Origin of the sequence: Pseudomonas sp. NFACC02 (assembly GCF_900110765.1) — a bacterium.
Lineage (GTDB): Bacteria > Pseudomonadota > Gammaproteobacteria > Pseudomonadales > Pseudomonadaceae > Aquipseudomonas.
The window spans coordinates 16,761-33,357 of the sequence record NZ_FOEO01000032.1; the positions used below are offsets into that span (position 1 = coordinate 16,761).

The window sequence follows — 16,597 nt, forward strand, 5'->3', positions numbered from 1 at the left end:
ACCACACGGTTCAGGGATGAGCAGTCGAGCCAGTGGCCGAGAATCCTTCAGGGAAGAATGCTGTCATGTCGAGCGCTATCGAGAGTCAACTCAACGAATCTTTTCGCGACGCCCTGGTGGGCTATTACCTGAGCGAAGTGGTGCCCAATCACACGCCGATTCAGGATATGGGCCTCAGCGACAAGTTGAAAACCGCCAATGATCTGTTCGAGTTTCTGCTGCTGGATGTTCAGGTCGCTCAACGCGTTGACACCAGCTATGTGGCATCGGCCATCAGCAGCCTGCAGCAATACGTCAATGCGGTGTTGATGGGCATGGAGCCCGGTTATTCGAGCCAGGTGCTCAACGCCAATCAACTGAGCGAGTGGCGTGACCAGCGCAGCCAGTACCCGATCTGGGCCGCCAATCAGAAGTTGCTTTACTACCCCGAGCTGTATATCGATCCGACGCTGCGGCTGGCCAAGTCCGGGTACTTCCAACAGTTGGAAACGGATATCAACCAGAACAAGATTGAGGTCGATACGGTGCAGGAGGCGGTCAAGGCCTATCTGGCCAGTTTCGAGGAAGTGGCCAACCTCTCTATCATCAACGGCTATATCGACAGCAATGATTTCAGCACAGGCACGTACTACTTCATCGGCAAGTCACGCGCCGAGCAGCAGTATTACTGGCGCAGCGTGAACATGAATGACCGCGCCTACCTGTCAGGCATGGACGGGCCAAAATCCGATTACCCCAACCCCGGTGCGTGGTCGGACTGGAAAAAGGCCAATATCGGGATTACGCCCCACACGCTGGAAAACACCATACGCCCGGTGTACTTCAATAACCGACTGTTCGTAACCTGGGTGGATCGCTCGGAAGTTGAACAAACGGAGGCATCAGGAAGTGGGGGCAACCTGGTCGTGAATGCTGCGCCCAAGGTGAAGCTGGTGATGAATGCAGCCTATAAAAAGTACGACGATAGCTGGAGTGCGCCTCACGCGTATATCGAGGAAATGGTCGAGGCCACCCAACTTAAGGATGACATGGGGTCGATCGCGGTATTTGATAACTCGCACTCTCCGGAAGGTTTATTTTTGGCGATTTATGCCAGTGGGAATCAGGGGAAGTACGACTTCTGGCGCATGTGCTTGGTTGATAAAAACTTCAATTCGCGGATATTGGAAAATGATCCGCCCACTGAGCCGATAAAAGTTGTCAGGGATATTTTTTCTTTGGTGAATGCTAATGCGGTGCAGTTTCAAGTTGATGCTGCTCTGAACGTAAGTCTGGTGGAAAAATATGAGACGCCAAGTGATAGTGCTATAGATTTTCTTGGTTACAAGTCCGCTGTCAATGATTCGACGTTATCGAGCGTTAAGTACGACTCTGCAAGAGGTGAGATTGAATTTACGATGGGTACAAAGCCAGTTCCCATTATAGGCGAGAAGTTTGATTTTGAGCTCCAGTTTTTTCATGGCCCTTTTATTGTGTATATTGAATTTGTGGTCTGTTTGACGCGAAGCCCGGAGCAAGATTGGTGTGAATTGGATGAGCGATCATATATAAAGAAAATCATCAACGGCGACTCGCTCGATGACCGACCTTTCGACATGTGTTGGGATATCTTTAGACCCGTTGAAACTTCTTTTTTCTTGTGGGATTACGAAGGTTATCCTGGCCCGTTAAGCGCTCATGAAGGCGCGTCTTTTAAAGGGCGTAGACTGAATCTTGAGTATTTTCGTCACGGGCCCTCATATTCTTCTTTAGTCGCTGTCATTGGGGCGGCAACCTGCCTAACTCTTTCTTCCAGAGTGCTAGAAAGAACTGCTTTGCGAATGGTGCTAGGGTTTTCCTCGGAGCCTGAAAAGCTGACAGATTCCAATATTGATATTGCCGATAGGTCAATGCCGCTTTCCGTCATAGTCGACCTAAAACGCTCGATAAAGATTCGTATTAACACACAGACGGGGCTGCCCTACTCAGGATACGTATCGTCAGCGGGAATGTTTCATGTGCTTTACGGGGTTGAGTTTGAAGATGAGGATGGTTTGGTTGTGGGGCGCGCACTTAATTGTGTAAAAATTGAATTAGCTGCAGCCCCTCCAAGTGTTGATCATTACAAATCTCCTCGTATTTTGTTAAGCGCGGAAAATGGCTTTGGCATCGCCGAATACATCGACTTCACCGGCTCAACCATCGAGTACAGCGACGGAGGCACCACCTCCAAACGCAAACCCATCCGAATGAACACCCTCTTCGCCCGGGAGCTTATAAACAAAGCCAATCTCGCTCTCGAAAACTTACTCTCCTGGGAAACCCAGCAGCTCAAGGAGCCACCACTGGGTACCGAGATGGCGCCCCCCATGGACTTCCACGGCGCCAACGGTCTGTACTTCTGGGAGCTGTTCTTCCATCTGCCGTTGATGGTCGCCCAACGCTTGAATCTCGAGCGTCAATTCGACGGCTCCGATCAGTGGCTCGGCTTCATTTTTGACCCAAGCCGTAAAGCCGATCCAACGGGGCGTCCTGATTACTGGAACGTGCGGCCGCTGGAGGAAGCGTCTGTGCGCGATTACGCCATGCGCAGACCGATTGATCCGGACGGGCTGGCGAGCAGTAATCCGGTGATCTACAAGAAGGCCACGTACGGCTATTACATCAAAAACCTGCTTGATCGCGGGGATGCCGCGTACCGGCAACTGACCCCTGACAGCCTGACGGAAGCCAAGCTCTGGTACGTGCGGGTACTGGATCTGTTGGGGCCACGCCCGGACACCCTGCTGATCAACGACTGGACCCCGGTCACGCTGGACGAGTTGCACGGGGCGACGAACACCGAGTTGCGTACGTACGAACAGACACTCATCGAGCAGGATGAGCGCTATCACGCCAGCGCAGCCGCGAACCCGGGCTACGCGCAGATTGGGTTCCGCGAGCCGCCCTTGTGCCTGAGCACCTTTGCCGTGGATCCGATGCTGGCTGAAGTCGACAATCCGCATTTTCGAGTGCCGCTCAATGCTGAGCTGGTCAGGCACTGGGACGTGGCCGAATCACGGTTGTACAACCTCAGGCACAACCTGACCCTAGACGGCAAACCCATGAACCTGCCGCTGTTCGCCGCGCCGCTCGACCCCAGAGCCCTGCTCGCGGCGTTTGCCAATGGAAACGCGGGTGGCGGGTTGGGCAGCCTGCTGGGTCAGGATGTGGGGCATTACCGGTTTGCGGTCATGCACGGTCACGCCAGTGCAGCGGTGGAGACGCTGATTCAGTTCGGCAGTAACGTTCTGTCGATGATCGAGCGCAAGGAGATGAATGAACTGCAGGAGGTTCAGCAGCATCAGGCTTGGGAATTCGCGCAATTTGCCATCGAGCTTCAGGAGCAAACTCAGAAGCTTGAATCTGAAAGTCGCCAGGCGCTGTTGGCCAGTCAGAAAATAGTTGATCAGCGTGCGGTTTATTACCATCAACTCGCCGATGAGGGTGTCAGCGCGGGTGAAAGGGCTGCGTCTGCAAGCCATTCACTGGCACGTGCGCTGGAAGGGGTGACGGCGATCAGCAGAGGCCTTGCGGCAGGCGCGCAGGCGGCAGAATTCATCGTTGGTTTTTCCAACGGCGATTTCAAAGCGCTGCGGGTGCCAGCCCAGATGGCGGCCACGTTTGGGGACTCAGCCGCGGAGGTAGCGACCCTCACCTCGGAAATACTTGAGCGCTCGGAAATGTACCGCCGTCGGCAAGAGGAGTGGGAGCACAGCCGCGATCAGGCCCGACTCGAATCCGAGCAGATCGACGCCCAGCTCAAAGTGTTCGATGAGCAGGTCCGCCTGACCGCCATTCAGTTGCGTCAGGCCAAAATCGCCTATGAACAGGCGCGGATCAACTACGAGTTTCTGTCCCGTCGCTTCACGCAATCCCAGCTCTACCAGTGGATCACGGGGCAATTGTCGAGCTTTTACTACCAGGCTTATGACGCCACGTTGTCGTTGTGCCTGGCCGCCGAAGCGTGCTGGCAGTTCGAGCGTGCCGATTTCAGTACCCGTTTCATTCGTCCCTCGGCATGGAATGACACCTACCGTGGCTTGATGGCCGGCGAGTCGCTGAAGCTGGACTTGTTGAAAATGAACGCTGCTTACCTGATGCGCAATGAGCGCCTGCTGGAGATCGTCAAGACCGTGTCGGTCAGGCAGTTGCCGGCCTCGACGGATGAAGAGCCTACGCTTAACAAAGGCTGGGATGAGGTCGTCAAAAGGCTCGAAGAAGAGGGCGTCGTCGAGTTCGAAATCACCCGGACCATGCTTGATGACGACTATCCCGGTCACTACCTGCGCCGGATCAAGCGCATCAGCGTGTCGCTGCCAGTGACGGTCGGCCCCTATCAGGACATCCGGGCGGTGCTGACGCAAACCTACAACGCCGTACACCTCACGGCTGGCGCCGAGGTCGCGCCCCGCGAAAACCTGCGAGCCAGCCAGCAGATTGCCGTTTCGACCGGCGTGGACGACGACGGGTTGTTCGTCTTCAACTTCGATGACGAGCGCTACCTGCCGTTCGAAGGCACGGGCGTCGTCTCCCGCTGGACATTGGCCTTTCCTAACCCCGAGTCGCAGCGGGACATGCTCGACTCGATCACCGACATCATCGTTCACATCCGCTACACGGCCAGAAGCGGCGGCAGTCCGTTGAGTCGCACGGTGCCCGTCGCCAAAAAGCCTCGCGGCAAAAAAATCTGAGGGATCGCTACACAGCAGGGAGCACCGATCATGGCTGATCAAGAGCAAAGCGTCGGTATCGCCGCGCCTTTGTTGCCCAAGGGGGGAGGCGCGATTCAAAGCATTGGCAAAGGCTGGGGCGCTGTCGGAACGACAGGGGCGGCGTCCCTGGAAATACCGCTGCCGATTACTGCGGGTCGGGGTTACGCGCCTCCGTTGATGCTCAATTACCAGAGCTCGGTAGGTAACGGTTTGTTCGGGCTGGGTTGGAATCTGAATCTGGGTTGCGTGGCCAGGCGCGCGAGCAAAGGCGTGCCGCTTTACACCGACGATGACGTAATCCTCGGCCCGGGCGGTGAGATCTGGCTGCCCGAGCGCGATGCGCAGGGTGTCATCCAGTACACCACTGTCAGTGCGTACAACGGCTTGACGCTCGATGCGAGCTATCAGGTGATCCGCTATTTCGCCAGTGTCGAAGGTGCGTTCGAACGCATTGAACATTGGCGCCAGGATGAGGCGGATCCGGGCTTCTGGCTGGTTCACGGGGCGGACGGCAGTCTCGCTTTTTATGGGCGCAATCCCGGTTCGCGCAGTACCGATCCAGCGGATTCGAACCACGTGGCCGAATGGTTACTGGAGGAAACCATGAACGCCCACGGCGAGCACATCCTCTACGAGTACAAAGCCGAGGATAACGATGGCCTGCCTGCTGACCATCCCCGGGACTTCATCGCGCAGTGTTACCTGTGGCGTGTGCGCTACGGCAACTTCAAGGCGCATGCACATTTGTACCTGTGGCAGCCCGATCAGTTGCCGTCGCTGCAGTGGCACTTCGATCTGCTGTTCGATTATGGCGAGCGCCGCGATAGAGAAGAGGGACCGGGCTATGAGGAGGACGTACCGTGGGAGGTGCGTGCCGATGCTCACTCTTCATTCGCCTACGGCTTTGAGCTGGGCAATCTGCGTTTTGTGCACAAGGTGCTGATGTTTCATTACGTCCCCGATGAGCTGGGCACAATGCCTGTGCTCGTCGCAGGGCTCACGTTGAACTACCTCGACCTGGAACAGCGATACAAGGTGTTGAGCTCAGTGCAGAGCTTCGGTTGCAGCCCGTCCATGACGCAGCCCGTGGAATACCGTCCGCCCGTTGACTTCCATTATCAGGATTTCACCAGCACGGGCGGTCGGTTCACCGTGTTCGATGCCATGCCGGGCCTGGATGACGGCCAGCGTTATCAACTGGTGGACCTGTACGGTGAAGGATTACCCGGCATGCTCTACCACGACGACCGGGGCTGGTTGTACCGCGAACCGCTGAGGGACACCGACAAGGGCGAAGATGCTGTGCTATACGGGCCTTGGCAGTTGTTGCCGACGATTCCGGTGGCCGACTCACGGACCGGTGTTCGGCAGTCGTTGGCCGACCTCACCGGCGACGGTCGACTCGACTGGATCATGGCGCAGCCTGGCATGGCCGGTTTTTTTACCCTCAATCCTGATCGCACGTGGTCGACGTTCGCGCCGTTCGCTGCGTTTCCCGCAGAGTTTTTTCATCCACAAGGTCAACTGGCCGATCTGGTGGGTGATGGCCTGGCTGATCTGGCCCTCATCGGCCCGCGAAGCGTGCGCCTGTATGCCAGCCGGAGGGCGGGTGGCTTTGCACCTGCCAGCGAGATTGCCCACGATGCAGACGGTGATCGACTGCCGCTGTTGAGCGACAGCCCGTCCGAGCTGGTCGCGTTCACCGACATCCTGGGCACAGGTCAGCAACACCTGGTGCGTATACGCCATGACGAGGTCAGGTTCTGGCCGAACCTGGGCAGAGGGCGGTTCGGCGAAGGTAAGCGTTTCGCCTCGCTGCCGTTCAGCTACGGCGAGTTTGATGCAAGCCGCATCCGACTGGCCGATCTGGACGGCTCCGGCGCCGCTGACCTGCTCTATCTGGAGCCCGATGGCTTCAGGGTTTTCATGAACCAGTCGGGTAACGGGTTTGCCACGCCGGTGCTCAAAACATGGCCAGACGGCGTGCGCTATGACCGTTTCTGTCAGGTCAGCCTGGCCGATCTCAACGGGTTGGGATGTTCAAGCCTGGTCTTGACCGTGCCACACATGAAGCCTGCTCACTGGCGGTTCGATTTTTCGCCGGTCAAACCCTACCTGCTGGACGAGACCAATAACCATATGGGCGCCATAGCCTCGGTGGGTTATCGCAGTTCGGCCCAGGAGTGGCTGGATGAAAAAGCAGAGTTACTCGATGCGGGCCTGCCGGCCGTGTCGCTATTGCCTTTTCCGTTGCACGTGGTTGTTTGGCAAACGCAGCTGGATGAGGTGACGGGCAATCTGCTGACGCAGCGCATGCGTTATCGCCACGGTTATTACGATGGACATGAACGGGAGTTTCGCGGGTTCGGTCTGGTGCTGCAAACCGACACCGAAATCCAGGGCGATGAGCCCGAAGGTTTTACCGCACCCGTTTTGAGCAAAACCTGGTTTCACACCGGCTGCCAGGCCACCTCGTTGCACCTCGACTTCAATGCCTGCGATCAGGGGGCGGTCGATTTGGGCGCTGATCTGTTGACGACCTATGTGAGCGGGCGCGATCACGTCATCGAGAACGCCGACGAGGTTGATCAGCGAGAGATGGCCCGTGTGCTCTCGGGGTCTGTGCGGCGGGTCGAAGTGTTTGGCCTTGACGGAGAGATCCCGCATGCGGTGCCTTATTCAGTGCAAGCGTCACGCTATCTCGTCCGTCGGCTCGAAGCGGCAGGCCCCCATCAGCCGTACGCACGGATGATGCCGCAGGTGCTGGAGTCAATCGCGTATCAATACGAAGGGCAGGCGGATGATCCCATGTGTCAGCACGCGATCAACCTGACATGGGATGCCTACGGTGTGTTGACCCATGGCGTGAGCGTGAATTACGCGCGGCGCAAGACCTCCGCCGATACGCCACCCTTTGACGACGAACACCAGCAACGTTGGTGGCAAGCGGCTCATGATGAGGCTCAGCAGCGCTACTACCTCAGCGAGGCCAAAGCCGAGGCCATTCATCTGGAGGCAGCGCAGACCTGGCGGCTGGGATTGCCTTACTTGAGCCGGACCAACGCGATGATGGTAGAGGCCAGCGCGATCGGCCTTGAAAGGATCAGCTACGAGCAATTGAGTGATCCGGCTGGCTGGTTCTCAGCCCTGCCACGGACGTTGGTGTCGCTCGCCAGGCAGCGCTACGTCAATGCGGGGGACGGCGAGGGCACCTTCGAAGCCCTCCCGGATGCCGTGGAAATCGCTGAGCTGGACGACCATGCCTTAACGGCTTACGATCGTCTGTATGAGCCGCCTTTTTCCATGACACCCGAGCAACTGCTCGCCAGGCTGGTCGAGGTGGGTTACCAGCGCATGACCAGCTTCCTGCCGGCCGACCCGCCGCTGAACCTGTGGTCGGTCAGGCGCGGGTTCAACACCTACGCCAATGCGGATGACTTCTACCGAGTCGAGGCATTCAGACCCACCAGCAGTCATGGCCTGAGCACGGTCGCCTACGACCCCTACAACCTGATGGTGACGTCGGTCACGGCGCCGGACGGTTGCACGACCTCGGCGTCCTATGACTATCACTGCCTGCAACCGCGTCAGGTGGTCGATCCCAACCAGAACACGCAGGAGGCGCTCTACGACGGCTTTGGCGTGTTGAGAATGACCAGCTTCTACGGCACGGAGCTGGGTGAAGCGGTAGGGTTCGACCCGTTGGCCGAGGTCACCGTGGCGCCGCTGACGCCGACCGAAGCCATCACCACAACCGTTGCCGCGAACTACGCCACCGCCCATTACTACGATGCCTTCAGTTGGCAGGATCATGCACAGCCGGTACACAGCATCGCTATGCAGTGGGATCGCTACCCGGATGACCCCGATCGTCAGCAGCGGATGGTACTGACCTCGGTGGACGGTTTCGGGCGTGTCCTGCAAACCCGGCAGAAAGTCGAGAGCGGTACGGCGTACGAAGTGGTGGAGGGGCGCTTGAGGGATGTAGCCAGCCAGTTGCCTGAGGTGACAACCGAGGCTGTCGTGAGCCTGATGTCGATCGACGGTTTCAGTGACATTGTGCTGCCCCTGCGCAAGGTCGGCAGCGATGAGGCTGATCACGTGGTTGACCAGTGGTTGTCGGAGACGGGCCTGGGATGGAGGGGATTCAACGCCCGACTCATCGTCAAGATGATGTCGCTGCAAGGGTTCTGGTCAGTGGTGAAACGCGTGCAAGCGATTCAAGCCAACGTCGTGGACCCATCCGAACGCGCCTGGGTCGAGCCGCGTAGCAAGACAGAACGTCTTGAAGAGGCGATCGGTGCATGGCTGGGCGGTTTGCTTGAAGTGGATGCCGAGGACCGCTGGCGGGTCAGTGAAAGTGTCGAATACAACAACAAAGGACTGCCCATCCGCATCTATCGTCCTTACTTCACCAACACCCACGAGTATGTCGACGATCGCTCGGTACGCGCGCTCAGGTACCACGACAAACAGTTCTACGACCCGCTCGGACGGCCCACTGAAACCTGGACGGCCAAAGGCTGGCTGCGCCGCACGACGTACCTGACCTGGTACACCATCAGTGAAGATGAGAACGACACTGCCGAAGAAGTAAACGCCAGGCGAGTAGCAGCCGGGTTACCTTTGCTGGACGATGGCTCGCAGGCCGGAAAAAGGAAAAAGAACCCGTTCGGGTTTTAAGGTGCAAGTTGATCCTGTTGTTGAGTGAACTCGCGTGCCGGGATCCGCACGACGGTGAGTCTGCTTCAACATTTGGAATGAAAAAAAGCCCGGCACTCAGGCCGGGCTCTCTCATGACAGCACTAAGTGCTTATTGCACTTCCACCGCCAGGCTCTCACTGATCTTCTTCTGCCAGATGGCAGGACCTGTGATGTGAACCGACTCACCCTTGCTGTCGACCGCGACAGTGACCGGCATGTCTTTCACTTCGAACTCGTAGATCGCTTCCATGCCCAGTTCAGGGAAGGCCAGAACCTGCGACTTCTTGATCGCCTGGGCGACGAGGTAGGCAGCACCGCCGACGGCCATCAGGTACACGGCTTTGTTGTCCTTGATTGCGTCGATGGCGGTCGGGCCGCGCTCGGATTTGCCGATCATGCCCAGAAGGCCGGTCTGTTCGAGGATCTGACGGGTGAACTTGTCCATCCGCGTGGCCGTGGTCGGGCCGGCAGGGCCGACGACTTCATCACCGACCGGATCGACCGGACCGACGTAATAGATGAAGCGACCTTTCAGGTCCACCGGCAGGGTCTCGCCCTTGTTCAGCATCTCGACCATGCGCTTGTGCGCCGCGTCGCGGCCAGTCAGCATTTTGCCGTTGAGCAGGACGGTCTCGCCCGGCTTCCAGCTTTGCACGTCTTCCGGAGTCAGGGTGTCGAGGTTGACGCGGCGAGCGGACGGGCCGGCTTCCCAGACAATTTCCGGATAGGCATCCAGCGGTGGGGCTTCCAGCGAGGCCGGGCCGGTGCCGTCGAGCACGAAGTGCGCGTGACGGGTGGCGGCGCAGTTGGGGATCATGCACACCGGCAGCGAGGCGGCGTGAGTCGGGTAATCCATGATCTTGACGTCGAGCACGGTGGTCAGACCGCCCAGGCCCTGGGCGCCGATGCCCAGTTGGTTGACCTTCTCGAACAGTTCCAGACGCATTTCTTCCAGACGGTTCGACGGGCCGCGAGCCTTGAGCTCGTGGATGTCGATGGATTCCATCAGGACTTCCTTGGCCATGACCGCCGCTTTCTCGGCGGTGCCGCCGATGCCGATACCCAGCATGCCCGGTGGGCACCAGCCCGCGCCCATGGTCGGAACGGTTTTCAGCACCCAGTCCACGATCGAGTCGGACGGGTTGAGCATCGCCATCTTCGATTTGTTTTCCGAGCCGCCGCCCTTGGCCGCGACGTCCACTTCCACGGAGTTACCCGGAACGATGGAGTAGTGGATGACGGCCGGGGTGTTGTCCTTGGTGTTTTTACGAGCGCCCGCCGGGTCGGCAAGGATCGAGGCACGCAGGACGTTTTCCGGCAGGTTGTAGGCGCGGCGCACGCCCTCGTTGATCATGTCGTCCAGGCTCATCGTCGCGCCATCCCAACGCACATCCATGCCGACGCGTACGAATACGGTGACGATGCCGGTGTCCTGGCAGATCGGACGGTGACCGGTGGCGCACATGCGCGAGTTGATCAGAATCTGGGCCATGGAGTCGCGTGCGGCAGGCGACTCTTCACGCAGGTAGGCCTCGTGCATGGCCTGGATGAAATCCACGGGATGGTAGTAGGAAATGAACTGCAAGGCGTCAGCGACACTCTGGATCAGGTCATCTTGCTTGATCACGGTCATGGGGCGCGCTCCTCTGATTTGTCGGGAACATTCGATTTGCTGTTGGCGACAGTACCGCTAAGGTCTGACGAAAGCATCTTGATTAAGCGTCAGGTGGCCGAGTAACAGCATCGGCAGGTCGACGTAAAAAAGGCGCGGCAGTATAACCCGTGGTCGATTCCGATACAGTAGCGTTCGGGTAAACGATGGTCGAACATCGCCACCTGCGTCAGTGGCAATGAGCAAGGTGCCATCATACGGCCGTCTGGAACTCTACAATTGATTGGTGAATTTCCAGCGTAACCACTACAGTGGCAAGCTGCCTGCATCGTTGATTTCGCCGTCAGTTTTTTCGTCAGAGACGTGGCCGAACTCCAGTGCGGGGCATCTTGCCGGTACGGGATGGACCCTTTTTTCGCATGATGAGTCATCGAGTGACTGACCAAGCCATACAACGGCTGTTGTTGAAGCGTTTTGCCCTGGCGGCCGGCACCTACGTGTTGCTGACCGCGCTCATGTGGGTGGCGTACTGCGCGGGTTACTACCACGGGACGTTCTTCGGCGTCTGGTTGACCACCGTGGTCGTGCTCTTCTCTCAGGGTGCGTTGAGCCTGGTCTTTTTCGGCGGGTTCAACAACCGGTTCAAAGACCCCAGCCTTACCGAATTTCAGGTGCTGATGGGGCTTGGCTGGGAAACCTTTCTTCTGGCTCACCTGGACACGGCGCGGGGCACTTTCCTGGTGCTGTATGTGCTGGTGCTGCTGTTCGGCCTGTTCCATCTTCCGCCCAAGGTCTTCACGCGCTGCGCCGTGCTCGCCCTGGTGGGGTTTACTGGCCTCAACCTGTGGGATGCGTTCGCCGGGCACCTTGATGACCCCGGCCTGGCCGCGCTCCAGTCCTGCTCATTGTTCATCGTGCTGGCCTGGCTGTGCCTCTACGCGCGCTTCGTGCAGAGCTCCCGCCAGCGCATGCATCAACGCCGGATTACCCTGCAGGCGCATCAGGAAACCTTGCGCGGCATGATGTTCCAGCTTGAAGAGCTGGCGTCCACCGATGAGCTGACCAATCTGTACAATCGCCGGCATTTCCTGCGTCTGGCCACCCGTGAGCTCGAGACCATGGATGGCAATTACACCGAAGGTCTTGCTCTGATCGACCTTGACCACTTCAAGCGGGTCAACGATCTGTTGGGCCATGCGGCGGGCGATCGGGTGTTGCAGGTCTTCGCGGCAACCGCCAGCGAGTGCCTGCGCTCGGACGACATTCTGGCGCGTTACGGCGGAGAGGAATTTGTTTTGCTGATCCCGCGTTGCACCCGCGCTCAACTGGTCGAATGCTGCGAGCGTGTTCGCGAAGCCTTCTCGCGGGTGGTGATTCCCGACCTGCCGGGTCTGGAACTCAGTCTCTCGGTCGGCATGACCCTCATCGAGCGTGACGATGACATGGATCGTGCCTTGCAGCGTGCCGACCATGCGTTATATCGAGCCAAGCACCATGGCCGAAACTGCTGCCATGGCGCCTGGGATTACGTCGATGCCTGAATTGCGCGCAGGCGGCCGGCAGTGGTCAATCGCTCCCGGTTCCAACCTCCTCGATGCGTTGAACAGCGCTGGTCTGTCGGTCCCGTACAGTTGCCGGGCGGGCAGTTGTCATGCGTGTCTGGTGCGGTGCGTTGACGGTGAACCGCTGGACGCCCTTCCTGAAGCACTCGACGCCGGCAAGCGTGAGCAAGGCTGGCGCTTGTCGTGTCAGTGCCGCGTGGTCGATGACCTGCGTGTCGAAATCTTCGACCCGTTGCACGATGGATTACCGGCCAGCGTCAGTGGTTGCGACTGGGTCAGTCCGTCTGTGTTGCGCCTGCGGCTGGCGCCCGAGCGTCCACTGCGCTATCGCGCGGGCCAGCACCTGGTGCTCTGGACCCCGACCGGCGTCGCCCGCCCGTATTCATTGGCGAGCCTGCCGGGTGAGGATGCGTTTCTCGAGTTTCATATCGACTGCCGCCGCCCCGGCGCCTTTGTCGACGTTGCGCGAACGCTCAAGTCCGGAGATCAGTTGCGACTGGGCGAACTAAGTGGCGGGGCGCTGCATTACGACCCGGACTGGCAGGATCGACCGCTGTGGCTGCTCGCCAGTGGAACCGGACTGGGGCCGTTATGGGGATTATTGAGAGAGGCCTTACGCCAGGACCACAACGGTCCCATTCGTCTCATCCACCTGGCACAGGAGGATAATGAACATTATCTGAAGGCCGCGCTGAGCGATCTGGCTTCACAGCATGAGAACCTGCAGGTGGAGCTGATCACCGCGCAAGCGTTTCACAGCACGCTGTCCAGCTTGCGCCTCACCTCGCGCCAGACCCTGGCGCTGGTCTGTGGATCCCCGGCAAGCGTCGAGGCTTACGCCAAAAGGCTGTATATCGCCGGTTTGCCGAGGAGCCAGCTGTTGGCGGACGTGTTTCTGGAGAGGCGCTGACTGTCTGGTTTCATCCTGGTGGGACCGAACTGTCAGTTTTGACAGTAGATCGTCCCTTTTAAAGGGTGTATCAAGGCAGGAACGCGGCGGATCCTGGGTGTGTGATGCCTACGCGCGCCATTTCACCAGGGAGGTCGAGATGCCCGCTTCGATCATGTCGGTGCACACTGCGACGCCAAAAGTGATCGCCCACGATTCGCGTGGACGGATTGTCAGGGAGATCGAGTGTTATCGGTCGTTGCCACAGGACGCCACCGAGTTGCGTATCAGCCGTCAGCGTTTTGATGACGCCGGGCGTCTGGTGGCTTCTCAGGATCCTCGACTGGGAGTGACGGCCGGAAGCGACGCCAATCTGGCCAATCGCTGCAGCTTGTCAGGTAACGTCCTTTGCTCGGAAAGTGTCGATGCTGGCTGGCGCGTCAGACTCCTGGGTGAGGCGGGAGAGACCCGCGCGACATGGGATGCGCTGGGTCAAACCCGTTCTAACGGGTTTGATGCGTCGCTCAGGCTGACGACAGTGACCGAGCGCGGGGCCGATGGCCTCTCGAGAGTCGTCGAGCGACTCACATACGGAGCAGCCGACCAAAGCGCCCATAATCTCTGCGGGTTGCTTGTGCGACACGACGACACGGCGATAACGCGAGGGCTGCCTGAATATGACGTTCGCGGTACACCTGTCGTCGAGCAGCAGTATTTTCTCCTTGACCTCGACACCCCCGACTGGCCAGAGGAAGTTGATCAGCGTGATGCGCTGCTTGAACCCGACCCGGCGATCACTCGCGTGTTCCACAACGCCTTGGGCGAGGTCTTGCAGCAGACCGACGCAAAACAGACCACGCGACGTTTTGCGTATGACGTCGCCGGTCACCTGAAAGCGGTGTCCTTGCAACGGGTGGATGCCGAGCCGGAGGTCGTCATCCGTGACGTGTCGTTCAATGCGCTTGATGAGGTAGAGCGTGAAACGGCCGGTAACGGCGTGGTGACCTCAATCCAGTACTGCGCTGAGGGCGGGCGGCTGCTTCATCTCGAATCCGGCCTGCCGGGGCAGGCCGCGTTGCAACGTCTGGCTTACCAGTACGATCCGGTCGGTAACGTGACGGCTATTGAGGACACCGCCCAGCCCACGGTTTTTTTTCGTAACCAGGTCATCGACCACACCAACAGCTACCGCTATGACTCGCTGTACCAGTTGTGTGAAGCCTCGGGCTATGAAGCGCTGCGGGTGGAGCCGTGGCGTGGGGTCATCGGGCAATACCGCGTGGCAGCCGATACGGGTCAACTGGCCAATTACCGAGAAAACTACGAATACGATGCGGCTGGTAATTTACTGACGCTGACACACAGCGGTGGACATTCATTTACTCAGCGCATGATCGTTTCTGCGTTCAGCAACCGCAGCCTGCAGGTTCAAGGGGATTGGGTTCCCGATGAAACGGACATCACCCAGGGCTTCGATGCCCACGGTAACCAACGGGAGTTGCTTCGTGGACAGATGATGAGCTGGGATGCGCGCAATCAACTGGAAAAGTTGTCTCCGGTGAGTCGGGCCATGGAGCCGAGCGACAGTGAGCGATATTTCTACGACGGTGCCGGTCAGCGCGTCCGAAAAGTGCAGGTCGCACAAGCGCGGGGCTGTCTGCGTACGCGGGAAGTCCGTTATCTTCCGGGGCTGCAACCGCATTCGGATTCCGTCAACGACAAGGCGTGGCAGATCGTGGAGGTGCAAGCGGGGCTTAACCGGGTGCGCTGGACCGAATGGGGCAGCGGCACTCCCAGCGGAATGCGTGAAGTCTTCGGCCGCTATTCGGTGAGTGATCATCTGGGATCGGTCACCCTTGAGCTTGACGAGGTGGGCAACGTACTCAGTCAGGAAAGCTATTACCCGTTCGGCGGTACCGCGTGGTGGGTACACAGCGACAGCGAAGAGGGCAGCCTCAAAACCAGGCGATACGCCGGCAAAGAGAAGGATGCCAGCGGTCTGTATTACTACGGCATGCGCTACTACGCACCCTGGTTGTCACGCTGGATCAATGCCGACCCTTGGGGAAACATAGACGGATTGAACCTCTACCGTTTTGTCAGAAACAACCCCATCACGTTGAACGATCCGGTTGGACTGTCGCCGGCAGTGACGCTGCTTTACGGTTTTGATGATGCGCGCAACCTGTATTTTAAATCCCTGAGTAAAACGCCACCGGCTCCGGGGACAGGAACGGGCGATGCCGGGGTTCGCAGTGTCGTGACCATCGACGCGCTTAACATCGGAATCGGCATCACCGGTGAGACGTTCAGGACAGATTACGCCTTGATGTTCGAACGTCTCAGAGACGGTTATAAGGTTGAAGACGCGGGGGTGAATGCCTTCCTCAATGAGGCCGGTCCCCATTACAAGGGCAGCAGGGATGAGGCCAGAGTCATGTTGCAGAACTGGTTTGACTTTTTGAGGACGAACCGCCCGTGGCTGGATATAAGGATGAAAATCAATCGATATAAAGCAGCTAATCAACCTGACAAAATTCGTGCCTTCTGGAATAAGAATATCGACGTCGCCTTTTCCGACCGTTCAATAGAGCGCTTTAGCGATGTCCTGGTGACAGACCCGGGTGCTCTGTATTTTGGAGAGGATGAGAACAGCCATCTCGCGAAAACGGGGTTGAATAACTGGTTGTTCAGAAGGACCTCAAAACTGGGGCTTGAGTGGATCGCTCGCCGCAGCCAAGGCCATCCGGGCAGCGTTACATTTCTGGATGTTGTCCCTGTGAGTCTTTCGAATCCAGGCGAGGGTTGGCTGAATTTAACAAGAGAGCAATACGAGGCTCAGCGATATAAAAGCTGGCGCCGCGGTGTAGACCTGTATGAACCCATCACCTTTTCGGAAAGAAGGTACATTGATCGTGAGATGCAGACATCCAGGGCGGTCCGCCTCATAAAAGCAGACGAGTTTCGCCGTTCTCTGCATTGAATGCAGTAAGAAAGCCGGAGCTGCACCCGAGCAGCGTAAAGCGAGCGTCTCGATGGCGTCGGCACCAAGGCCGCTGAAAACACAAAAGCCCCGGCCTCTCTTGAGAACCAAGGC

At 58.5% G+C, this 16,597-nt stretch carries 6 protein-coding genes; 5 read left to right on the forward strand and 1 reads right to left on the reverse strand.

Annotated features, from left to right (window positions below; all coding sequences use genetic code 11):
• The first annotated feature begins 65 nt into the window (after positions 1–65).
• Together BMY73_RS28440 and BMY73_RS21055 are read left to right on the forward strand one after the other, a co-directional pair.
• Positions 66–4,712 (forward strand): Tc toxin subunit A-related protein, encoded by a 4,647-nt coding sequence (locus BMY73_RS28440; protein ID WP_092409474.1) that lies wholly within the window; start codon positions 66–68, stop codon positions 4,710–4,712.
• A gap of 30 nt (positions 4,713–4,742) precedes the next feature.
• On the forward strand, positions 4,743–9,416 hold the full coding sequence (locus BMY73_RS21055) for a SpvB/TcaC N-terminal domain-containing protein (RefSeq protein WP_092409476.1): 4,674 nt from the start codon (positions 4,743–4,745) through the stop codon (positions 9,414–9,416).
• Positions 9,417–9,546: 130 nt separating this feature from the next.
• Here the strand turns inward: BMY73_RS21055 and BMY73_RS21060 are convergent, their stop codons facing one another.
• Positions 9,547–11,070, reverse strand: coding sequence for a fumarate hydratase (locus BMY73_RS21060; RefSeq protein ID WP_092409478.1), 1,524 nt, complete (start codon positions 11,068–11,070; stop codon positions 9,547–9,549).
• A gap of 413 nt (positions 11,071–11,483) precedes the next feature.
• Here BMY73_RS21060 and BMY73_RS21065 point away from each other — a divergent pair, with 413 nt between their 5' ends.
• From BMY73_RS21065 to BMY73_RS21075, 3 genes are all read left to right on the forward strand, one after another.
• Entirely contained in the window at positions 11,484–12,590 is a 1,107-nt protein-coding gene (locus BMY73_RS21065) for a GGDEF domain-containing protein (protein ID WP_062384137.1), read from the forward strand.
• Positions 12,583–13,521, forward strand: a complete 939-nt coding sequence (locus BMY73_RS21070) for an iron-sulfur-binding ferredoxin reductase (protein ID WP_092409480.1) — start codon at positions 12,583–12,585, stop codon at positions 13,519–13,521. Before BMY73_RS21065 ends, BMY73_RS21070 begins: the two co-directional genes overlap by 8 nt.
• Positions 13,522–13,660: 139 nt before the next feature.
• On the forward strand, positions 13,661–16,483 hold the full coding sequence (locus BMY73_RS21075; protein WP_092409482.1) for an RHS repeat domain-containing protein: 2,823 nt from the start codon (positions 13,661–13,663) through the stop codon (positions 16,481–16,483).
• Positions 16,484–16,597: the final 114 nt, after the last annotated feature.

What these genes read in the sequence shown, in the direction of transcription:
- BMY73_RS21055 (WP_092409476.1), top strand. Translation starts at nt 4,743, where the DNA reads ATGGCTGATCAAGAGCAAAGCGTCGGTATCGCCGCGCCTTTGTTGCCC.
- BMY73_RS21070 (WP_092409480.1), top strand. Translation starts at nt 12,583, where the DNA reads ATGCCTGAATTGCGCGCAGGCGGCCGGCAGTGGTCAATCGCTCCCGGT.
- BMY73_RS21075 (WP_092409482.1), top strand. Translation starts at nt 13,661, where the DNA reads ATGCCCGCTTCGATCATGTCGGTGCACACTGCGACGCCAAAAGTGATC.
- BMY73_RS21060 (WP_092409478.1), bottom strand. Translation starts at nt 11,070, where the DNA reads ATGACCGTGATCAAGCAAGATGACCTGATCCAGAGTGTCGCTGACGCC.
- BMY73_RS28440 (WP_092409474.1), top strand. Translation starts at nt 66, where the DNA reads ATGTCGAGCGCTATCGAGAGTCAACTCAACGAATCTTTTCGCGACGCC.